This is a genomic window from Streptomyces sp. Tek67B01 (assembly GCF_055231995.1).
In genome coordinates, this window is record NZ_JBUYUY010000001.1 from 3132083 (window position 1) to 3152877 (window position 20795).

Annotated in this window: 17 protein-coding genes; 2 read left to right on the forward strand and 15 right to left on the reverse strand. The window is 70.6% G+C overall.

Going from position 1 to position 20795, the window contains the following annotated elements:
* Window positions 1–101: 101 nt before the first annotated feature.
* Window positions 102–2135, forward strand: coding sequence for a CocE/NonD family hydrolase (locus ACV7NM_RS13965; protein WP_463410579.1), 2034 nt, complete (start codon window positions 102–104; stop codon window positions 2133–2135).
* A gap of 137 nt (window positions 2136–2272) precedes the next feature.
* On the opposite strand, the gene ACV7NM_RS13970 is transcribed toward ACV7NM_RS13965, so the two are convergent.
* Window positions 2273–3091, reverse strand: a complete 819-nt coding sequence (locus ACV7NM_RS13970) for an HAD family hydrolase (RefSeq protein ID WP_463410580.1) — start codon at window positions 3089–3091, stop codon at window positions 2273–2275.
* 140 nt (window positions 3092–3231) lie between these two features.
* Here ACV7NM_RS13970 and fahA point away from each other — a divergent pair, with 140 nt between their 5' ends.
* A complete protein-coding gene (fahA, locus tag ACV7NM_RS13975; protein ID WP_463410581.1) occupies window positions 3232–4455 on the forward strand; it encodes a fumarylacetoacetase in 1224 nt (407 codons plus the stop codon).
* Between the two features lie 112 nt (window positions 4456–4567).
* Here the strand turns inward: fahA and nuoN are convergent, their stop codons facing one another.
* Genes nuoN through ACV7NM_RS14045 form a run of 14 tightly spaced genes read right to left on the reverse strand, consistent with a single transcriptional unit; the run spans window position 4568 to window position 20472 of the window.
* Window positions 4568–6214 carry an NADH-quinone oxidoreductase subunit NuoN gene (gene nuoN, locus ACV7NM_RS13980; RefSeq protein ID WP_463413939.1) on the reverse strand — a complete coding sequence of 549 codons (1647 nt, stop codon included), beginning with the start codon at window positions 6212–6214 and terminating at the stop codon, window positions 4568–4570.
* 5 nt (window positions 6215–6219) lie between these two features.
* Window positions 6220–7839 carry an NADH-quinone oxidoreductase subunit M gene (locus ACV7NM_RS13985; protein ID WP_463410582.1) on the reverse strand — a complete coding sequence of 540 codons (1620 nt, stop codon included), beginning with the start codon at window positions 7837–7839 and terminating at the stop codon, window positions 6220–6222.
* A gap of 1 nt (window position 7840) precedes the next feature.
* Window positions 7841–9781: an NADH-quinone oxidoreductase subunit L gene (nuoL, locus tag ACV7NM_RS13990; protein ID WP_463410583.1), complete on the reverse strand. Its 1941-nt coding sequence runs from the start codon at window positions 9779–9781 to the stop codon at window positions 7841–7843.
* Window positions 9782–9793: 12 nt separating this feature from the next.
* Window positions 9794–10093 (reverse strand): NADH-quinone oxidoreductase subunit NuoK, encoded by a 300-nt coding sequence (gene nuoK / locus ACV7NM_RS13995; RefSeq protein WP_007265827.1) that lies wholly within the window; start codon window positions 10091–10093, stop codon window positions 9794–9796.
* Window positions 10090–10902, reverse strand: a complete 813-nt coding sequence (locus tag ACV7NM_RS14000) for an NADH-quinone oxidoreductase subunit J (protein WP_463410584.1) — start codon at window positions 10900–10902, stop codon at window positions 10090–10092. The genes nuoK and ACV7NM_RS14000 overlap by 4 nt, the downstream gene beginning before the upstream one ends.
* Entirely contained in the window at window positions 10899–11510 is a 612-nt protein-coding gene (nuoI, locus tag ACV7NM_RS14005) for an NADH-quinone oxidoreductase subunit NuoI (protein ID WP_463410585.1), read from the reverse strand. Before nuoI ends, ACV7NM_RS14000 begins: the two co-directional genes overlap by 4 nt.
* Window positions 11503–12870, reverse strand: coding sequence for an NADH-quinone oxidoreductase subunit NuoH (nuoH, locus tag ACV7NM_RS14010; protein WP_463410586.1), 1368 nt, complete (start codon window positions 12868–12870; stop codon window positions 11503–11505). Before nuoH ends, nuoI begins: the two co-directional genes overlap by 8 nt.
* Window positions 12867–15374, reverse strand: a complete 2508-nt coding sequence (locus ACV7NM_RS14015; RefSeq protein ID WP_463410587.1) for an NADH-quinone oxidoreductase subunit G — start codon at window positions 15372–15374, stop codon at window positions 12867–12869. Before ACV7NM_RS14015 ends, nuoH begins: the two co-directional genes overlap by 4 nt.
* Window positions 15371–16744 carry an NADH-quinone oxidoreductase subunit NuoF gene (nuoF, locus tag ACV7NM_RS14020; protein WP_463410588.1) on the reverse strand — a complete coding sequence of 458 codons (1374 nt, stop codon included), beginning with the start codon at window positions 16742–16744 and terminating at the stop codon, window positions 15371–15373. Before nuoF ends, ACV7NM_RS14015 begins: the two co-directional genes overlap by 4 nt.
* Window positions 16744–17493, reverse strand: coding sequence for an NADH-quinone oxidoreductase subunit NuoE (gene nuoE, locus ACV7NM_RS14025; RefSeq protein ID WP_463410589.1), 750 nt, complete (start codon window positions 17491–17493; stop codon window positions 16744–16746). Before nuoE ends, nuoF begins: the two co-directional genes overlap by 1 nt.
* Window positions 17490–18824, reverse strand: coding sequence for an NADH-quinone oxidoreductase subunit D (locus tag ACV7NM_RS14030; RefSeq protein WP_463410590.1), 1335 nt, complete (start codon window positions 18822–18824; stop codon window positions 17490–17492). Before ACV7NM_RS14030 ends, nuoE begins: the two co-directional genes overlap by 4 nt.
* On the reverse strand, window positions 18824–19546 hold the full coding sequence (locus tag ACV7NM_RS14035) for an NADH-quinone oxidoreductase subunit C (protein ID WP_463410591.1): 723 nt from the start codon (window positions 19544–19546) through the stop codon (window positions 18824–18826). The genes ACV7NM_RS14030 and ACV7NM_RS14035 overlap by 1 nt, the downstream gene beginning before the upstream one ends.
* Window positions 19543–20097 (reverse strand): NuoB/complex I 20 kDa subunit family protein, encoded by a 555-nt coding sequence (locus tag ACV7NM_RS14040; protein ID WP_007265818.1) that lies wholly within the window; start codon window positions 20095–20097, stop codon window positions 19543–19545. Before ACV7NM_RS14040 ends, ACV7NM_RS14035 begins: the two co-directional genes overlap by 4 nt.
* Window positions 20098–20112: 15 nt before the next feature.
* Complete coding sequence (locus ACV7NM_RS14045; protein WP_030379754.1) at window positions 20113–20472, reverse strand: NADH-quinone oxidoreductase subunit A; 360 nt, start codon at window positions 20470–20472, stop codon at window positions 20113–20115.
* Window positions 20473–20795: the final 323 nt, after the last annotated feature.

Genomic DNA, 20795 nt, shown 5'->3' on the forward strand with positions numbered 1-20795 from the left:
GAACGCCTTTTGTCCACAAGTGTCACCGACACAGACGAGCCGACCGATCCGGAGGCGGACGCCATGGCCGGGCCGGCCCCCGTTCACCGAGGCGGTCCCGCATGATCATCCGTACCGACTTCCCCTACGAGACCACCCGCGAGGATGTCCGGATCCCGATGCCTGGGGGCACCTCCCAGGCCGAAGCCTCTGGGGGAGGGGTCGAGCTGTACGCACGGATCTGGCGCCCGGCCACCACAGAGCCCGTCCCGGCCCTGCTGGAGTACCTCCCGGACCGCCTCACCGACCGGACCGCCCCGCGCGACTCGCAGCGCCACCCCTGGTACGCGGGCCACGGCTACGCCTCCGTACGCGTGGACGCGCGCGGGCACGGCTGTAGCGGCGGCGTGCCGGGCGACGAGTACGACGCACGGGTGCTCGCGGACGGCGTGGCGGTGGTGGAGTGGCTCGCGGCGCGACCGTGGTGCACCGGCGCGGTCGGCATGTTCGGGATCGCCCGGGGCGGCTCCGACAGCCTCCGGATCGCCGCCCTCGCCCCACCGGCGCTCAAGGCGGTCGTCACGGTCTGCTCCACCGATGACCCCTACGACAACGGCGGCCACTACATGGGCGGCTCCGTCCTGGCCGTCGACATGCACGCGCGGGCCGCGAGGACCCTGGCCTTCTCCGCGCTCCCGCCGGACCCCCTGTACGCCGGCGACGGCCGGCGCGAGCAGTGGCTCACCCGACTGGAGGCCCTGGAACCGCCGATCCACACCTGGCTCGCGCACCAGACCCGCGACACCTACTGGAAGCAGGGCGGCGTCCGCGAGGACCACGGGAGCGTCCGCGCGGCCGTACTGGCGGTCGGCGGCCGGCACGACCCGCACCGGGACACCGTGCTGCGCCTGGTCGAGCACCTGCCGCGGAGCCGGGTCCGGGGGCTGATCGGCCCCTGGTCGCACCAGTACCCCGACCGGGCATCGCGGCCGGGCCCGGCGATCGGTTTCCTCCAGGAGACCCTGCGCTGGTGGGACCACTGGCTGAGGGGCGAGGACAACGGGGTGATGGACGAACCGCTGCTCCGCTCCTGGATCGGCGAGTCGCACCCGCCGGCCACCGTGTACGAGCGGATGGAGGGCCGCTGGGTCGGCGACGCCGCCTGGCCCTCGCCCTCGGTCGTGCCGGTCTCCTACGGGCTCCAGGGCGCGCCGGTGACGGTCGCCTCCCCGCAGCACACCGGGCTGGACGCGGGCCGGTTCCGCCCCCGCGGCAACGACGCGGACCTCCCGCCGGACCAGCGGGAGGAGGACGCGAAGTCGGCGTGCTTCGAGTTCCCGGTGGCGCCGGGCGACCCGGTGGAGATCCTGGGCCGGGCGCGGGTGACGCTGCGGCTTCGGATGGACGTCCCGTACGGGCAGGTGGTCGCCCGGCTCTGCGACGTCGCGCCGGACGGGGCCTCGACGCTGGTCACGCGCGGCGCGCTGAACCTGTCGGCGCGGGGCGGCCCGGACCGGGCGGCGCCCTGGCCGGTGGGCTCGTACGAGGACGTCACCTTCGAGCTGAACGGCATCGGGCACGCCTTCCCGCCGGGCCACCGCATCCGGCTGGCCCTGTCCTCGGCGTACTGGCCGTGGATCTGGCCGCGGGCCGGCTCGGAGGCGGGCTGGACCCTCGACCCGGCGGGCAGCACGCTGGAGCTGCCGTTGCGGACGGCGGGCCCCCTGGACGGCGGGATCGTCTTCGAGGCGCCGGAGCAGGCGGAGCCGCTGGGGGTCGTGTACGCGGCGACGCTGGACGAGCCGCGCCCGGAGCGGGTCGTCGTACGGGACGTCGCGCGCGGGACGTGGCGGCTGGAGGTGGACCCTCGGTACGGCGGCACGCGGACCTACCCGGACGGGCTGGAGTTCGGGGAGGACGGGGTGGAGGAGTACGAGATCCGCTCGACGGACGCCCTGTCCGCGCGGGCCGGCTCGCGGTGGCGGCTGCGGCTGCACCGGCCGGAGCCGGCCTGGGAGGTCACGGTGGAGACCCGCTCGGAGATCTCCTGCGACGCGGGCGGGTTCCTGACGTCGAACGAGGTGGTGTGCCGGGAGGGAGACGAGGTGGTCTTCCACCGCACGTGGGAACGCCGCCTCCCGCGCACGGCGGGCTGACCGGCCCGCGGGAGGCGCGTCGCCAGCCGGTCGGGGTGAGCGGGCCTGGCTCGGCAGCCGGTCGGCATGAGGCGGGTCGGCCCGGCGTGCGGTCGGGGTGAGCGGGCCGGCTAGGCGTGCGGTCGGCACGAGGTCGGTCAGTGGAACAGTCGCTCCAGGACCACCGCGATGCCGTCGTCCTCGTTGGACAGCGTCACCTCGTCGGCCACGGCCACCAGTTCGCGGTGGGCGTCCGCCATCGCCACCCCGTACGCCGCCCAGGCGAACATCGGCACGTCGTTGGGCATGTCGCCGAAGGCGATCGTGGCCGAGGCCGCCAGCCCCAGGACGTCCGCCGCCCGGGCGAGGCCGCTCGCCTTGTCGATGCCGGGCGGCTGGAGCTCCACGGTGTGCTCGCCCGCCATCGTCACGTTGACGAGGTCCCCGACCACCCCCCGGGCGACCCGGGTCAGTTCGTCGTCGTCCAGCTTGGGGTGCTGGAGCAACACCTTGTTGATCGGCGCCGACCACAGGTCCGCCCGGCGCCGTACCCGGACCGTCGGCAGGTGCGGGTGCGGCATCCGATAGCCCGGCCCTATCAGCATCTCCGCGTCCACCCCCTCCTGGTCCACGGCCACGTACACCTCGCCGATCTCCGCCTCGATCTTGCCGAGGGCGACCTCCGCCAGCCCGCGGTCCATGCACACGGAGTGCAACAGGCGCCCGCGCGCCGCGTCGTACACCTGCGCGCCCTGCCCGCACACCGCGAGCCCCGTGTACCCGAGGCCGTCCAAGACGTGGCGCACCTGCGGGACCGGGCGGCCGGTGACGATGATGTGCTGGGCCCCGGCTGCGCGGGCGCGCGCGAGAGCGGCGTGGGAACGGGCCGAGACGGTGTCCCCGGCGCGCAGCAGAGTCCCGTCCAGGTCGGTGGCGATCAAAGCGAAGGGAAGGGCCGAAGGCGGGGCGGAAGTCACGGCGCAAGGATACGGACCCCTTTGGACAAGTCCTACAAATAGCGCCCGAATCCGGCCTCCCGCACGCCCCACCAGCCACGTAACGTGTCAACGAGCCCCCGGGACACCCCCGGACCGCGTCGAAAGCGAGGCAGCAACCCATGCCCCAGCAGAGCCCCCTCGATGTCCCCGAGGGCGACCCGTTCGGACCGCACAACCTCCCCTACGGGGTGTTCTCCACCGCAGAGGACCCCCGGCGGCGGGTCGGTGTGCGGATCGGCGGGCACGTCCTGGACGCCGGAGCGGCCGCGCTCGCGCTCGGTTCCCCCTACGCGGGGCTGCTCGGGCGGCCCTCCCTCAACCCGCTGCTCGCCGCCGGGCGCACCGCCTGGCGCGACGTACGGCGCGCGCTGACCGCCTGGGTGACCGACCCCGGGCACCGCGACACGGTCGAGCCGCACCTGACCCCGCTCGACGCGGTCACCCTGCACCTGCCGTACGAGGTCGCCGACTACGTCGACTTCTACGCGAGCGAGCACCACGCCACGAACGTCGGGAAGATCTTCCGCCCGGACGGTGACGCCCTCACCCCCAACTGGAAGCACCTGCCGATCGGTTACCACGGTCGCTCCGGCACCGTCGTGGTCTCCGGCACCGAGGTCGTCCGCCCCTCCGGTCAGCGCAAGGCGCCCACGGACCCGGCACCCGTCTTCGGTCCGAGCGTCAAGCTCGACATCGAGGCGGAGGTCGGCTTCGTCGTCGGCACCCCCTCCGAACCGGGCCGTCCGGTCCCGCTGGGCGAGTTCGAGGACCACGTCTTCGGCCTGTTCCTCCTCAACGACTGGTCCGCGCGGGACATCCAGGCCTGGGAGTACGTCCCGCTCGGCCCGTTCCTCGGCAAGTCCTTCGCCACCTCCGTCTCCGCCTGGGTCACCCCGCTGGAGGCCCTGGACGCGGCTCGGGTCGCCCCGCCCGCCCGGGACTTCCCGCTGCTGCCGTACCTGGACGACGCAGACGCCGACCGGCCCGGCGGTTTCGACCTGCGCATCGCCGTCTCCATCAACGGGCAGGAGGTGGCCCGGCCGCCGTTCGCCTCGATGTACTGGACCGCCGCCCAGCAGCTGGCCCACATGACGGTCAACGGGGCCTCCCTGCGGACCGGTGACGTGTACGGCTCCGGCACCGTCAGCGGTCCCGAGATCGACCAGCGCGGCTCCCTGCTGGAGCTGACCTGGAACGGTCGCGACGCCATCGAGCTCAGCGACGGCAAGCGCACCTTCCTGGAGGACGGCGACACCGTCACCCTCACCGCCTGGGCCCCCGGCCCGGACGGCAGCCGCGTCGGCCTCGGCGAGGTCACCGGCCGTATCGTCGCCTCCCGCTGACCCCGGCCGGGGGCGACGGCCGGGGGGCGACGGCCGTCGCGACGCCCCGGACAGCCCGAGGGCCCGGCCCCCCTTCCTCGGGGGGCCGGGCCCTCGGTCGTCCGCGCGGGCGTCAACGGACGAACGTGCTCGCGTGACCCGCCAGGTCCAGGAAGTACTGCGGCGCCACACCCAGGACCAGTGTCACCGCCACGCCGACCGCGATCGTGGTCATGGTCAGCGGCGACGGCACCGCCACCGTCGGGCCGTCGGCCTTCGGCTCGCTGAAGAACATCAGCACGATCACCCGGATGTAGAAGAACGCGGCGATCGCGGACGAGATCACACCGACCACGACCAGCGCCCCGGCGCCACCCTCCGCCGCCGCCTTGAACACGGCGAACTTGCCGGCGAAACCGGACGTGAGCGGGATGCCCGCGAAGGCCAGCAGGAAGACCGCGAAGACCGCCGCGGTCAGCGGCGAACGACGGCCCAGCCCCGCCCACTTCGACAGGTGGGTGGCCTCGCCGCCCGCGTCCCGCACCAGCGTGACCACGGCGAACGCGCCGATCGTCACGAAGGAGTACGCACCCAGGTAGAAGAGGACCGACTTGACGCCCTCGGCGGAGGTGGCGATCACACCGGCCAGGATGAAACCGGCGTGCGCGATCGAGGAGTACGCGAGCAGCCGCTTGACGTCGGTCTGGGTCACGGCGATCACCGCGCCCGCCAGCATCGTGACGATCGCGACGCCCCACATCACCGGCCGCCAGTCCCACCGCAGGCCCGGGAGCACCACGTACAGCAGGCGCAGCAGCGCGCCGAAGGCCGCGACCTTGGTGGCCGCCGCCATGAAGCCGGTGACCGGGGTCGGAGCGCCCTGGTAGACGTCTGGCGTCCACATGTGGAAGGGAACGGCGCCGACCTTGAACAGCAGGCCCATGAGGATCAGTGCGCCGCCGATGAGCAGCAGCGCGTCATTGCCCATGGTGGAGGCGAGGGCCGGGTCGATCTTCGAGACCGTGCCTTCCGCCACGTCCGCGATCACCGCGTACGAGACGGAGCCGGCGTAGCCGTAGATCAGCGCGATGCCGAAGAGCAGGAACGCCGACGAGAACGCCCCGAGCAGGAAGTACTTGATCGCTGCCTCCTGCGACATCAGCCGCTGGCGGCGGGCGAGGGCGCAGAGCAGGTACAGCGGGAGGGAGAAGACCTCCAGCGCGATGAACAGCGTCAGCAGGTCGTCGGCCGCCGGGAAGATCAACATGCCGGAGATCGCGAAGAGGGCCAGCGGGAAGACCTCTGTGGTGGTGAAACCGGCCTTGACGGCCGCCTTCTCGCTGTCGCTGCCGGGGACCGACGCCGCCTGCGCGGCGAAGGAGTCGACCCTCTTGCCGTGGGCCACCGGGTCCAGTCGCCGCTCCGCGAAGGTGAAGACGGCGACGATCGAGGACAGCAGGATGGTGCCTTGCAGGAACAGCGCCGGGCCGTCCACGGCGATCGCGCCCATGGCCGCGATGTGCGCCTTGGAGTTCCCGTACCCGCCGGCCGCGAGGCCGACGACCGCCGCGAAGGCCGCGGCCAGCGCGGCGACCGCGAGGAACACCTGGACGTAGTAGCGGTGCTTGCGCGCCACGAAGGCCTCGACGAGGACGCCGAGGACCGCCGCTCCCACCACGATGAGCGTGGGCGCGAGCTGCGCGTATTCGATGTGCGGGGCCGGGATCTTGGTGGCCGGGTCCGCGGCCGCCAGTGTCAGCAGGCCCTGGGCAGCAGTCAGCGTGCTCACTTCGCCGCCTCCCCGTTCTTCGCTTGGACGGCGACCTCGGGCTTGGGGTCCGTCTGCTTCACATCCGACATGGTGTGCTTCACCGCCGGGTTGACGATCTCGGTCAGCGGCTTCGGGTACACGCCCAACCCGATCAGCAGCGCGATCAGCGGGGCGACCACCAGGATCTCCCGCAGGCGCAGGTCCGGCATCGCGCGGACCTCTTCCTTCACGGGGCCGGTCATCGTGCGCTGGTAGAGCACCAGGGTGTACAGCGCGGCCAGCACGATGCCGAAGGTGGCGATGATGCCGACGACCGGGTACCTGGTGAAGGTGCCGACCAGGACCAGGAACTCGCTGACGAACGGGGCGAGACCCGGCAGGGACAGCGTCGCGAGACCGCCGATGAGGAAGGTCCCGGCGAGGACCGGGGCGACCTTCTGCACGCCGCCGTAGTCGGCGATGAGCCGCGAGCCGCGCCGCGAGATCAGGAAGCCGGCGACCAGCATCAGCGCCGCCGTCGAGATCCCGTGGTTGACCATGTACAGCGTCGCGCCCGACTGCCCTTGGGTGGTCATCGCGAAGATGCCCATGATGATGAAGCCGAAGTGCGAGATCGAGGCGTAGGCGACCAGCCGCTTGATGTCCCGCTGGCCGACGGCGAGCAGCGCCCCGTAGACGATGCTGACGAGGGCCAGGACGAGGATCACCGGCGTGGCCCACTTGCTCGCCTCGGGGAACAGGCCGAGGCAGAAGCGGAGCATCGCGAAGGTGCCGACCTTGTCGACGACCGCGGTGATCAGTACGGCGACCGGGGCGGTGGCCTCGCCCATCGCGTTCGGCAGCCAGGTGTGCAGCGGCCACAGCGGGGCCTTCACCGCGAAGGCGAAGAAGAAGCCGAGGAACAACAGCCGTTCGGTGCTGGTCGCCATGTCGAGGGTGCCCGCGGCTCGGGCGGCGGTGATCTCCTGGAGGGAGAAGTTGCCCGCGACCACGTAGAGGCCGATGACGGCGGCCAGCATGATCAGGCCGCCGGCGAGGTTGTAGAGCAGGAACTTGACCGCCGCGTACGAGCGCTGCGCGGCCGCGTTCTCATCGGCCCCGCCCGCCGCGCCGGCTGCCGATCGGGAGGACGTCGCCCGGTCGCCGAAGCCGCCGATGAGGAAGTACATCGGGATGAGCATGGCTTCGAAGAAGACGTAGAAGAGGAAGACGTCGGTGGCCTCGAAGGAGATGATCACCATCGCCTCGACAAGCAGGATCAGGGCGAAGAAGCCCTGGGTCGGCCGCCAGCGTCGGCTCGCGGTCTCCAGGGGGTCGGCGTCGTGCCACCCGGCCAGGATGATGAAGGGCATCAGCACGGCCGTGAGCGCGATCAGCGCCACCCCGATCCCGTCCACGCCCAACTCGTAGCGGACCCCGAAGTCGGAGATCCAGGCGTGGGATTCGGTGAGCTGGTAGCGGGCGCCACCGGGCTCGAAGCGGACCGCGACGAGCGCGGCCAACGCCAGGGTCGCCAGGGAGACGAGCAGCGCGAGCCACTTGGCGGCGCCCCGGCGGGCGGCCGGGACGGCCGCCGTCAGGATCGCGCCGACCGCGGGCACGACCGCTGTCACCGTCAGAAGCGGGAAACTCATCTCACACCGCCCTCATCAGCAGGGTCGCGGCGATGAGGATCGCCGTGCCCCCGAACATCGAGACCGCGTAGCTGCGGGCGTAGCCGTTCTGCAGCTTGCGCAGCCGGCCCGACAGTCCGCCGACCGAGGCGGCCGTCCCGTTGACCACCCCGTCGACCAGGCTGTGGTCGACGTACACCAGGGAGCGGGTCAGGTGCTCCCCGCCGCGCACCAGCACGACGTGGTTGAAGTCGTCCTGGAGCAGGTCGCGTCGGGCCGCCCGGGTGAGCAGGCTCCCCCGGGGGGCGACCAGGGGGACGGGCTTTCGGCCGTACTGCATGTACGCGAGGCCCACGCCGATCAGCAGGACCACGATGGTGGAGGCGGTGATCGCCCCGGCGCCCAGGGGCGGGTTCCCGTGCTCGAAGGAGGTCACGGGCTCCAGCCACTTCACGAACGCCTCGTTGATGCTGAACAGGCCGCCGGCGAAGACCGATCCGAAGGCCAGCACGATCATCGGCAGGGTCATGGTCTTCGGGGATTCGTGCGGGTGCGGCAGCTGCCCGGCCTGGTGTTCGGCCGCGGGTTCGGCGCTGGGTACGGCGTCCGCGTCGGGCGCCGGCTGCCAGCGCTTCTCTCCGAAGAACGTCAGGAGCATCACGCGGGTCATGTAGAAGGCGGTGATCGCGGCGCCCAGCAGGGCCACCCCGCCGAGGATCCAGCCCTCGGTGCCGCCCTTCGCGAAGGCCGCTTCGATGATCTTGTCCTTGGACCAGAAGCCCGACAGGCCCGGGAAGCCGATGATGGCGAGGTAACCGAGGCCGAAGGTGACGAAGGTGATCGGCATGTACGTGCGCAGGCCGCCGTACTTGCGCATGTCCACCTCGTCGTTCATCCCGTGCATCACGGAACCGGCGCCGAGGAAGAGACCCGCCTTGAAGAAGCCGTGCGTCACCAGGTGCATGATCGCGAAGACGTATCCGATGGGGCCGAGACCGGCCGCCAGGATCATGTAGCCGATCTGCGACATCGTGGAGCCGGCGAGGGCCTTCTTGATGTCGTCCTTCGCGCAACCGACGATCGCACCGAAGAGCAGCGTCACCGCTCCGACCACGACGACCGCTGTCTGCGCGTCCGGCGCGGCGTTGAAGATCGCCCCGGACCGGGTGATCAGGTACACGCCGGCGGTGACCATGGTCGCCGCGTGGATCAGGGCCGAGACCGGGGTCGGGCCCTCCATGGCGTCACCGAGCCAGGACTGGAGCGGCACCTGCGCCGACTTGCCGCAGGCGGCCAGCAGCAGCATCAGGGCGATCGCCGTCAGCTTCCCCTCGGACGCGCCGCCCACCGCGCCGAACACCGGCCCGAAGGCCAACGTCCCGAAGGTGGTGAACATCAGCATGATCGCGATCGACAGGCCCATGTCGCCGACCCGGTTGACCAGGAAGGCCTTCTTCGCGGCGGTGGCCGCGCTGGGCTTGTGCTGCCAGAAGCCGATGAGCAGGTACGAGGCCAGGCCCACGCCCTCCCAGCCGACGTACAGCAGCAGGTAGTTGTCGGCGAGGACGAGGAGCAGCATCGCCGCGAGGAACAGGTTGAGGTAGCCGAAGAAGCGGCGGCGCCGCTCGTCGTGCTCCATGTACCCGATCGAGTAGATGTGGATGAGGGTGCCGACGCCGGTGATCAGCAGGACGAAGGTCATCGACAGCTGGTCGAGCTGGAAGCCGACGTCGGCCTGGAAGCCCTCCACCGGAATCCAGCTGTACAGCCGCTGGTGCATGGCACGGTCGTCGGCGCCGCGCCCCAGCATGTCGGCGAACAGGGCCACGCCGATGCCGAAGGAGGCGGCGGCGAGGAGGGTGCCGAGCCAGTGGCCGGCCTTGTCGAGGCGACGGCCGCCGCACAGCAGCACCGCCGCTCCGAGCAGGGGCGCCGCCACCAGCAGCGCAATCAGATTCTCCACTGTGAAGGCCCCTTACAGCTTCATCAGGCTGGCGTCGTCGACCGAGGCCGAGTGGCGGGTACGGAACAGCGACACGATGATCGCGAGGCCCACCACGACCTCCGCGGCGGCGACGACCATCGTGAAGAACGCGATGATCTGACCGTCGAGGTTGCCGTGCATCCGGGAGAAGGTGACGAAGGCGAGATTGCAGGCGTTGAGCATCAGCTCCACGCACATGAACAGCACGATCGCGTTCTTGCGGATGAGTACGCCGGCAGCGCCGATGGTGAACAGCAGCGCCGCCAGGTACAGGTAGTTGACCGGGTTCACTTCGCGGCTTCCTCTCGGCCGAGGCGCTCCGCCGACTTCTGCTCCAGCGCCTTCAGGTCTTCCAGCGCCTCGCTCGACACGTCGCGGACCTGTCCGCGGGCCCGCAGCGTCTTGTTGACGGTCAGCTCGGACGGGGTGCCGTCCGGCAGCAGGCCGGCGATGTCCACCGCGTTGTGCCGGGCGTAGACGCCGGGGGCGGGCAGCGGCGGGAGTTGGACGCCCTCGCGCACGCGCCGCTCGGCGAGTTCGCGCTGGGTGGCGGCCCGCTCGGTGCGCTCGCGGTGGGTCAGCACCATCGCGCCGACGGCCGCCGTGATCAGCAGGGCGCCGGTGATCTCGAAGGCGAAGATGTAGCGGGTGAAGATCAGTTCGGCGAGTCCCTCGACGTGCCCGGCGGAGTTGACCCGGCCCAGGCCGTTGAAGTGGGTGAGCTTGGCGTTGGCGATACCGGCGATCAGCAGGACGCCGAAGCCCAGCCCGCACAGGGCGGCCAGCCAGCGCTGCCCCTTGAGGGTCTCGGTGAGCGAGTCGGCGGCGGTGACGCCGACGAGCATGACGACGAAGAGGAACAGCATCATGATCGCGCCGGTGTAGACCACGACTTGGACGACGCCCAGGAAGTAAGCCCCGTTGGCGAGGTAGAACACCGCCAGGATGATCATCGTCCCGGCCAGGCACAGCGCGCTGTGCACGGCCTTCTTCATCAAGATCGTGCACAGCGCGCCGATGACGGCGACCGTGCCGAGGACCCAGAACTGGACGGCCTCACCCGTCGAGGTGGCCGAGGCCGCCGCGGCGATCGCGCTCATGCCCCCACCCCCTCGGCCGCGTCCTGCCCGGTGCCTTCGGCGACCTCGCCCCTGGAGCTCGCGACCTGCCGGGCGGTCCCCGGCGCCGCGCCCGTCACCAGACCTCGGTAGTAGTCCTGGTCGTCGGTGCCCGGGTACATCTCGTGCGGCGCCTCGACCATGCCCTCGGTCAGCCCCACCAGCAACTGTTCCTTGGTGTAGATCAGCGACGCGCGGCTGGAGTCGGCCAGTTCGAACTCGTTCGTCATCGTCAGCGCCCGGGTGGGGCACGCCTCGACGCACAGCCCGCACAGGATGCAGCGGGCGTAGTTGATCTGGTAGACCGCGCCGTACCGCTCACCCGGGGAGTAGCGCTCCTCCTCGGTGTTGTCCGCGCCCTCCACGTAGATCGCGTCGGCCGGACAGGCCCAGGCACACAGCTCGCACCCGATGCACTTCTCCAGACCGTCGGGATGGCGGTTGAGCTGGTGCCGCCCGTGGAAGCGGGGCGCGGTGGTCTTGTGCTGCTCCGGGTACTGCTCGGTGAGGCGCTTCTTGAACATGGCCTTGAAGGTCACGCCGAAGCCGGCCACCGGGTTCTGCCACTTCTCGTTCTCGGCGTCAGACATTCTCACCACCCTCCTCTCGGTCACTGTCAGTATTCGCCCCGCCACTGACAATCAGCTCCCGCTGCCCGCGAGGCCGCCTGCGCGGTACGGGTTCGGGCCGCTGGCCGGGCTTGGGGGGTACGGGGTATCCGCCCGCCATCGGGTCGAAGGGTTCGTCCGCCGCGCCGCCGGCCGCGCCCCGGGCCTGCTCCTCCCGCTTGTGCCGGAACAGGTCGGCGATGAAGGACAGGAGCAGTACGGCGATGACCGCGCCGCCGACGTAGAGCACGATCTGCTGGAAGTCGTAGTTCTCGTTTCGCAGCGCCCGGACGGTGGCGACCAGCATCAGCCACACCACGGAGACGGGGATGAGGATCTTCCAGCCGAGCTTCATCAGCTGGTCGTAGCGCACGCGCGGGAGCGTGCCGCGCAGCCAGATGAAGAAGAACAGCAGCAACTGGACCTTGATGACGAACCAGAGCATCGGCCACCAGCCGTGGTTCGCGCCCTCCCAGTACGTCGAGATCGGCGCGGGGGCCCGCCAGCCGCCGAGGAAGAGGGTGACGGAGACCGCCGAGACGGTGACCATGTTGACGTACTCGGCCAGCATGAACAGCGCGAACTTGATGGAGGAGTACTCGGTGTTGAAGCCGCCGACCAGGTCGCCTTCGGACTCCGGCATGTCGAAGGGGGCGCGGTTCGTCTCCCCGACCATCGTGATCACGTAGATGATGAAGGAGACCGGCAGTAGGACGATGTACCAGCGGTCCGCCTGCGCCTCCACGATCTTCGAGGTCGACATCGATCCGGAGTAGAGGAACACCGAGGCGAACGCCGCGCCCATCGCGATCTCGTAGGAGATCATCTGCGCGCAGGAACGCAAGCCCCCGAGCAGCGGGTACGTGGAGCCCGAGGACCAGCCGGCGAGGACGATGCCGTAGATCCCGACCGAGGCCACCGCGAGGACGTACAGCATCGCGATGGGCAGGTCCGTCAGCTGCATCGTGGTGCGCTGGCCGAAGATCGAGACCTCATTGCCGGAGGGCCCGAAGGGGATCACCGCGATGGCCATGAAGGCCGGGATCGCCGCGATGATCGGGGCCAGGACGTACACGACCTTGTCGGCCCGCTTGACGATGACGTCTTCCTTGAGCATGAGCTTCACGCCGTCGGCGAGCGACTGGAGCATGCCCCAGGGGCCGTGCCGGTTGGGGCCGATGCGCAGCTGCATCCAGGCGACGACCTTGCGCTCCCAGACGATGGAGAAGAGCACGGTCACCATCAGGAAGGCGAAGCAGAACACCGCCTTGACGACGACGAGCCACCAGACGTCCCTGCCGAAGAGGGACAGGTCCTCCGCGGCGAGCTGTACCGGATTCACGCGTCCACCTCCGCGGTGCTGTCGCCCGCGCCGGCCGCGACCGCCGGGCCGATGCGTACGAGGGCGCCCGGGCGGGCGCCGGTGTCGGCGAGGACGCCGGAGCCGGTGGAGTTCAGCGGCAGCCAGACCACCCGGTCGGGCATCCGCGTGATCCGCAGCGGCAGTTCCACGGTCCCGGCCGGGCCGGTGACCGCGAGGACGTCCCCGTCCTTGACGCCCGACTCGGCGGCCGTGGCGGCCGAAAGACGGGCGCTCGCCTCGTGCCGGGTGCCGGCCAGGGCGGCGTCGCCGTCCTGCAACCGGCCTTGGTCCAGCAGCAGCCGGTGACCGGCGAGGACCGCCTCTCCCGCGCCGGGCCTGGGCAGTGCCGCGGAGTCCGCCCTCTGCTCGGCGGCGCGCTCCCCGGTCCACGGTCCGAGCCGGTCGAGTTCCCGCCGTACGGCGTGTACGTCGGCCAGTCCGATCGGCCGGTCCGCCGCGTCGGCCAGCATGTGCAGCACGCGGTGGTCGGCGGGGGCGAGCCGGCGGGTCATCTGGTCGGGCTTGAGCGCCGCCTCGAAGGGCCGCACCCGGCCCTCCCAGTTGATGAACGCGCCCGCCTTCTCGGCCACGGCGGCGACGGGGAACACCACGTCGGCGTGGTCGGTGACCTCACCGGGCCGCAGCTCCAGGGAGACCACGAACGCCTCCTGGAGCGCGAGTCGGGCGCGGGCCGGGTCGGGCAGGTCGTTCACCTCGACGCCCGCGACGAGCAGCGCGGACAGTTCGCGTCCGGCGGCCGCCTCGACGATCTGGCCCGTGTCGCGGCCATAGCGGTGCGGGAGTTCGTCCAGCCCCCAGACCGCGGCGACCTCCTCGCGGGCCCGCGGGTCGGTGGCCGGGCGGGCGCCGGGCAGCAGCGACGGAAGCGCGCCCGCCTCCACCGCGGCCCGCTCCCCCGCCCGGCGCGGGATCCACACCAAGTGCGCGCCGGTCGCGGCGGCCGCCCGCACGGCGGCGGTCAGCGCTCCCGGCACCCCGGCCAGGCGCTCGCCGACGACGATGACGGCGCCGGGCTCGCGCAGCGCTTCGGCGGCGGCGTGGCCGCCCTGCTCCAGGCCGCTCCGCGAGGCCAGCGCGTTCAGCCAGTCGGGTTCGGTTCCGGGGGCGGCGGCCAGCAGGGTGCCGCCCGTCTTCTCCAGGCCGCGGGTGGCGAACGGGGCGAGGCCGAAGGTCCGCTGCTTGTGCTTGCGGTGGGCCTTGCGCAGCCGCAGGAAGACCCCGGGCGCCTCCTCCTCGGACTCGATGCCGGCCAGCAGCACGGCGGGCGCGGCCTCCAGGGAGGAGTACGTCACTCCGCCGCCCGAGAGGTCCTTGCCGGTCCCGGCGACGGTGGCGGCCAGGAACTCGGCCTCCTCGGCGCTGTGCACCCGCGCCCGGAAGTCGATGTCGTTGGTGTCCAGCACCACGCGGGCGAACTTGGCGTACGCGTAGGCGTCCTCGGCGGTGAGCCGGCCGCCCGTCAGCACCCCGGCCCGCCCGCGCGCGGCGGCCAGCCCGTTCGCGGCGGCCTCCAGTGCCTCGGGCCAGCTCGCCGGGGCGAGCACCCCGTCGGAGCCGCGCACCAGCGGGCCGGTGAGGCGGTCGGGGCGCTGCGCGTAGCGGAACGCGAAGCGGCCCTTGTCGCAGATCCACTCCTCGTTGACCTCGGGGTCCTCGGCGGCCAGCCGGCGCAGCACCTTCCCGCGCCGGTGGTCGGTCCGGGTCGCGCAGCCGCCCGCGCAGTGCTCGCACACGCTCGGGGAGGAGACGAGGTCGAAGGGGCGGGCGCGGAATCGGTACTCGGCCGAGGTGAGGGCGCCGACCGGGCAGATCTGGATGGTGTTGCCGGAGAAGTAGGACTCGAACGGGTCGCCCTCGCCGGTGCCGACCTGCTGGAGGGCGCCGCGTTCCAGCAGCTCGATCATCGGGTCGCCCGCGACCTGGGTGGAGAAGCGGGTGCAGCGCGCGCACAGCACGCACCGCTCGCGGTCCAGCAGCACCTGCGTGGAGATCGCGACCGGCTTCTCGTACGTCCGCTTCTTGCCCTCGAAACGCGATTCGGCGTTCCCGTGGGAGAGGGCCTGGTTCTGCAGCGGGCACTCGCCGCCCTTGTCGCAGACCGGGCAGTCCAGCGGGTGGTTGATGAGCAGGAGCTCCATCACCCCGCGCTGGGCCTTGTCGGCGACCTGCGACGTCAGCTGCGTCTTGACGACCATGCCGTCGGTGCAGGTGATCGTGCAGGAGGCCATCGGCTTGCGCTGGCCCTCCACCTCGACGATGCACTGGCGGCAGGCGCCGACGGGGTCGAGGAGCGGGTGGTCACAGAACCGGGGGATCTCGATCCCGAGCTGTTCCGCGGCCCGGATGACCAGCGTCCCCTTGGGAACGGACAGTTCGATGCCGTCGATGGTCAGCGAGATCAGGTCCTCGGGCGGAACCGCCGCCCCGCCGCCGCCCGCCGGGGCGTTAGTGGTGACGGTCATGCGTTCACCTCCGTGTCAGCCCAGAGGGTCGACTTCTTGGGGTCGAAGGGGCAGCCCTTGCCCGTGATGTGCTGCTCGTACTCCGCGCGGAAGTACGTGAGCGAGGAGAAGATCGGGCTGGCGGCGCCGTCGCCGAGGGCGCAGAACGACTTGCCGTTGATGTTGTCGGCGATGTCGTTCAGCTTGTCGAGGTCGCTCATCACGCCCTTGCCGGCCTCGATGTCGCGCAGCAGTTGCACCAGCCAGTACGTGCCCTCCCGGCACGGCGTGCACTTGCCGCAGGACTCGTGGGCGTAGAACTCGGTCCACCGGGTCACCGCGCGGACCACGCAGGTGGTCTCGTCGAAGCACTGGAGCGCCTTGGTGCCGAGCATCGAGCCCGCCGCGCCGACGCCCTCGTAGTCGAGCGGGACGTCGAGGTGTTCGTCGGTGAACATCGGGGTGGAGGAGCCGCCGGGGGTCCAGAACTTCAGCCGGTGCCCGGGGCGCATCCCGCCGCTCATGTCGAGGAGCTGGCGCAGGGTGATGCCGAGCGGGGCCTCGTACTGGCCGGGCCCGGCGACGTGCCCGGAGAGCGAATACAGCGTGAAGCCGGGGGACTTCTCGGTCCCCATCGCCTTGAACCAGTCCTTGCCCTTGTTCAGGATCGCGGGAACCGAGGCGATGGACTCGACGTTATTGACGACAGTGGGGCACGCGTAGAGGCCCTCCACAGCGGGGAAGGGAGGACGCAGCCGGGGCTGACCGCGCCGGCCTTCGAGGGAGTCGAGGAGCGCCGTCTCCTCACCGCAGATGTACGCGCCCGCTCCCGCGTGCACCGTGATGTCGAGCTTCAGCCCGCTCCCGAGGATGTTCTCCCCGAGGTATCCGGCCTCGTACGCCTCGCGCACCGCCTCGTGCAGGCGCCGCAGGACCGGCACGACCTCGCCGCGCAGGTAGATGAAGGCGTGCTCCGACCGGATCGCGTAGCACGCGATGATCATTCCCTCGATGAGGGAGTGGGGGTTGGCGAAGAGGAGGGGGATGTCCTTGCAGGTTCCCGGTTCCGACTCGTCCGCGTTCACGACGAGGTAGTGCGGCTTTCCGTCGCCCTGCGGGATGAACTGCCACTTCATTCCGGTGGGGAACCCCGCGCCGCCGCGTCCGCGCAGACCGGAGTCCTTCACGTACGCGATGAGGTCGTCCGGGGTCATCGCGAGCGCCTTGCGCAGGCCCTCGTAGCCCTCGTGCCGCCGGTAGGTCTCCAGCGTCCACGACTCGGGCTCGTCCCAGAACGCCGACAGGACGGGTGCGAGGAGCTTCTCCGGGCTGGTGCCGCCGCCGGCCTCCGGCCGGGAGCCCCCGTTGCCCAGTTCGGAAGACACGGACATCACTCCCCTCCCTCGGTGCCGGCGTCGCCGCGCGCTTCGCCGCGCGGGTGGACGATCGGGGTGTGCGGGGACTCGCCGCGGGCGATGCGCAGGCCGATCAGCGAGGCGGGGCCCGCTCCGCCGCCCGCCTCCACAGCGCCCTCGCGCTCGTCCGGGAACCCGGCCAGGATGCGGGCGGTCTCCTTGTACGTGCACAGCGGCGCGCCCCGCGTCGGCACGACCTGCCGGCCGGCCAGCAGGTCGTCCACCAGCGCCTTCGCGGAGTCGGGGGTCTGGTTGTCGAAGAACTCCCAGTTGACCATCACCACCGGCGCGTAGTCACAGGCCGCGTTGCACTCGATGTGTTCGAGCGTGACCTTGCCGTCGGGGGTGGTCTCGTTGTTCCCGACGCCCAGGTGCTCCTTGAGCTCGTCGAAGATGGCGTCGCCGCCCATCACCGCGCACAAGGTGTTCGTGCAGACGCCCACCTGGTAGTCGCCGGATGGCTTGCGCCGGTACATCGTGTAGAAGGTGGCGACGGCCGTCACCTCGGCGGTGGTCAGGCCCAGCGTCTCGGCGCAGAACCGCATGCCGGTGCGCGTGACGTGACCTTCCTCCGACTGCACCAGGTGCAGCAGGGGCAGCAGCGCGGAGCGGCTGTCGGGGTAGCGGGCGATGACTTGGGCGGCGTCGGCCGCCAGCCTCTCGCGGACCTCCGCCGGGTAGTCGGGGGCCGGGAGCTGGGGCATGCCCAACGACACGTCTGTCATCGGTCGACGCCTCCCATCACGGGGTCGATGGAGGCGACGGCGACGATGACGTCGGCGACCTGGCCGCCCTCGCACATCGCCGCCATGGCCTGGAGGTTGGTGAAGGACGGGTCACGGAAGTGGACCCGGTAGGGGCGAGTGCCACCGTCGGAGACGACGTGGACGCCGAGTTCGCCCTTGGGCGACTCGACGGCCGCGTAGGCCTGCCCGGCGGGGACGCGGAAGCCCTCGGTCACCAGCTTGAAGTGGTGGATGAGGGCCTCCATCGAGGTGCCCATGATGGTGCGGATGTGGTCCAGCGAGTTGCCGAGGCCGTCGGGGCCCATCGCCAGCTGCGCGGGCCAGGCGATCTTCTTGTCGGCGACCATCACCGGGCCCGGCTCCAGCCGCTCCAGGCACTGTTCGACGATCCGCAGCGACTGGCGCATCTCCTCCAGGCGGATCAGGAAGCGCCCGTAGGAGTCGCAGCTCTCGGCGGTCGGGACGTCGAACTCGTAGTCCTCGTAGCCGCAGTATGGGTCCGACTTTCGCAGGTCGTGCGGCAGTCCGGCGGAACGCAGGATCGGGCCGGTGGCGCCCAGGGCCATGCAGCCGGTCAGGTCGAGGTGGCCGACGTCCTGCATGCGGGCCTTGAAGATGGGGTTGCCGGTGGCGAGCTTGTCGTACTCCGGCAGGTTCTTCCTCATGGTCTTGACGAAGTCGCGCAGCTGGTCGACGGCGCCCGGGGGCAGGTCCTGGGCGAGGCCGCCGGGGCGGACGAACGCGTGGTTCATGCGCAGGCCGGTGATCAGCTCGAAGATGTCGAGGATCAGCTCGCGGTCGCGGAAGCCGTAGATCATGATCGTGGTCGCGCCCAGCTCCATGCCGCCGGTGGCGATGCACACCAGGTGGGAGGAGAGCCGGTTGAGCTCCATCAGCAGGACGCGGATGACGGTGGCGCGGTCCGGGATCTGGTCGGTGATTCCCAGCAGCTTCTCGACGCCCAGGCAGTACGCCGTCTCGTTGAAGAACGGCGTCAGGTAGTCCATGCGCGTCACGAAGGTGGTGCCCTGCGTCCAGTTCCGGAATTCGAGGTTCTTCTCGATGCCGGTGTGCAGGTATCCGATGCCGCAGCGGGCCTCGGTGACCGTCTCGCCGTCGATCTCCAGGATCAGCCGGAGCACGCCGTGGGTGGACGGGTGCTGCGGGCCCATGTTGACGACGATCCGCTCGTCGTCCGCGCGGGCCGCCGACCGTACGACCTCGTCCCAGTCGCCGCCGGTGACGGTGTAGACGGTGCCCTCGGTCGTCTCGCGGGCGGACGCCTGCCGCGAAGTGTTCGGGGTGTTCATCAGCTGTACGACCTCCGCTGGTCGGGAGCCGGGATCTGGGCGCCCTTGTACTCGACGGGGATGCCGCCGAGCGGGTAGTCCTTGCGCTGCGGGAACCCCTGCCAGTCGTCCGGCATCATGATCCGCGTGAGGGCGGGGTGCCCGTCGAAGACCAGGCCGAAGAAGTCGTACGTCTCGCGCTCGTGCCAGTCGTTGGTCGGGTAGACGGAGACGAGCGACGGGACGTGCGGGTCGCTGTCGGGGACCGAGACCTCCAGGCGCAGCACCCGGCCGTGGGTGAGCGACCGCAGGTGGTAGACCGCGTGCAGCTCGCGTCCCTTGTCCTTCGGGAAGTGCACGCCCGAGACGCCGGTACAGAGCTCGAAGCGCAGCGCCGGGTCGTCGCGCAGGGTGGAGGCCACCCGGACGAGGTGCTCGCGGGCGATGTGGAAGGTGAGCTCGCCCCGGTCGACCACCGTCTTCTCGATGGCGTTCTCGGGGACGAGGTCCTGTTCCTCCAGGGCGCCTTCGAGTTCGTCGGCGACCTCGTCGAAGTACGAACCGTAGGGACGGCTCGTCGCCCCGGGCAGCGCCACGGCGCGCACCAGACCGCCGTAGCCGGTGGTGTCGCCGCCGTTGTTCGCGCCGAACATGCCCTTGCGGACGCCGATCACCTCGGGGCCGGCCGTGCCCCGGGGAGCGGGAACGTTGTTGCCGTTGTCCACGGCGGGGTCGTCGCTCACCGCAGGAGCCCCTTCATCTCGATGGTGGGGAGGGCCTTGAGGGCCGCCTCCTCCGCCTCGCGCGCCGCCTCTTCCCGGTTCACGCCGAGCTTGGAGCCCTGGATCTTCTGGTGGAGCTTGAGGATCGCGTCCATCAGCATCTCGGGGCGCGGAGGGCAGCCGGGGAGGTAGATGTCCACGGGCACGATGTGGTCGACGCCCTGGACGATCGCGTAGTTGTTGAACATGCCGCCCGAAGAGGCGCAGACGCCCATGGAGATGACCCACTTGGGGGCGGGCATCTGGTCGTACACCTGCCGCAGCACCGGCGCCATCTTCTGGCTGACCCGGCCGGCCACGATCATCAGGTCGGCCTGGCGCGGGGAGCCGCGGAAGACCTCCATGCCGAAGCGGGCGAGGTCGTAGCGGCCCGCTCCGGTGGTCATCATCTCGATGGCGCAGCAGGCCAGGCCGAAGGTGGCCGGGAAGACGGATGACTTGCGCACCCAGCCCGCGGCCTGTTCGACGGTGGTCAGCAGGAAGCCGCTCGGCAGCTTCTCTTCCAGTCCCATGGAAAATTCAGCCCCTCAGTCCCATTCCAGGCCGCCGCGGCGCCAGACGTAGGCGTAGGCGACGAAGACGGTGAGCACGAAGAGCAGCATCTCGACGAGCCCGAAGATCCCCAGGGAGTCGAAGGTGACGGCCCAGGGGTAGAGGAAGACGATCTCGATGTCGAAGACGATGAAGAGCATCGCCGTCAGGTAGTACTTGATGGGGAAGCGACCGCCGCCGGCCGGCGTCGGAGTGGGCTCGATGCCGCACTCGTACGCTTCGAGCTTCGCCCGGTTGTACCGTTTTGGGCCGATCAGCGTGGCCATGACCACGGAGAAGATCGCAAACCCTGCGCCGAGGGCGCCGAGCACGAGGATGGGTGCGTACGCATTCACGCTCCTCGCTCCTTCCAGTCGTCCTTGACCGTTGGACCGCTGTGCCGGCGCCAAGAGCCCCGCCTCGCGAAGATCTTGCTCATGTGAGGCAGTTCACAAGCCGGACTGCTGCGCATCTTATGCCTGCCGATCTGTGATCTGCGACACGGGTTACAACAACGAGTTTGTGATCTCCACCACCCGACGAAGGATCATGAAGTCCGATGAGCGGTGATCTTCATACGCAAGGCATCCACATGGTTACCAAAGGTGACATCCACCCCCGTCGCCCCAGGTCGGAGCGGGGTTGCACTATCAAATGATGGCCATTGCAGGCAAATTGG

Excerpts from the sequence above, each read along its gene's own strand:
- ACV7NM_RS14030 (WP_463410590.1), bottom strand. The coding sequence starts at position 18,824 with ATGAACACCCCGAACACTTCGCGGCAGGCGTCCGCCCGCGAGACGACC.
- ACV7NM_RS14040 (WP_007265818.1), bottom strand. The coding sequence starts at position 20,097 with ATGGGACTGGAAGAGAAGCTGCCGAGCGGCTTCCTGCTGACCACCGTC.
- nuoF (WP_463410588.1), bottom strand. The coding sequence starts at position 16,744 with ATGTCCGTGTCTTCCGAACTGGGCAACGGGGGCTCCCGGCCGGAGGCC.
- fahA (WP_463410581.1), top strand. The coding sequence starts at position 3,232 with ATGCCCCAGCAGAGCCCCCTCGATGTCCCCGAGGGCGACCCGTTCGGA.
- ACV7NM_RS13985 (WP_463410582.1), bottom strand. The coding sequence starts at position 7,839 with ATGAGTTTCCCGCTTCTGACGGTGACAGCGGTCGTGCCCGCGGTCGGC.
- ACV7NM_RS14000 (WP_463410584.1), bottom strand. The coding sequence starts at position 10,902 with ATGAGCGCGATCGCCGCGGCGGCCTCGGCCACCTCGACGGGTGAGGCC.
- nuoE (WP_463410589.1), bottom strand. The coding sequence starts at position 17,493 with ATGACAGACGTGTCGTTGGGCATGCCCCAGCTCCCGGCCCCCGACTAC.
- ACV7NM_RS14015 (WP_463410587.1), bottom strand. The coding sequence starts at position 15,374 with ATGACCGTCACCACTAACGCCCCGGCGGGCGGCGGCGGGGCGGCGGTT.
- nuoI (WP_463410585.1), bottom strand. The coding sequence starts at position 11,510 with ATGTCTGACGCCGAGAACGAGAAGTGGCAGAACCCGGTGGCCGGCTTC.
- ACV7NM_RS13965 (WP_463410579.1), top strand. The coding sequence starts at position 102 with ATGATCATCCGTACCGACTTCCCCTACGAGACCACCCGCGAGGATGTC.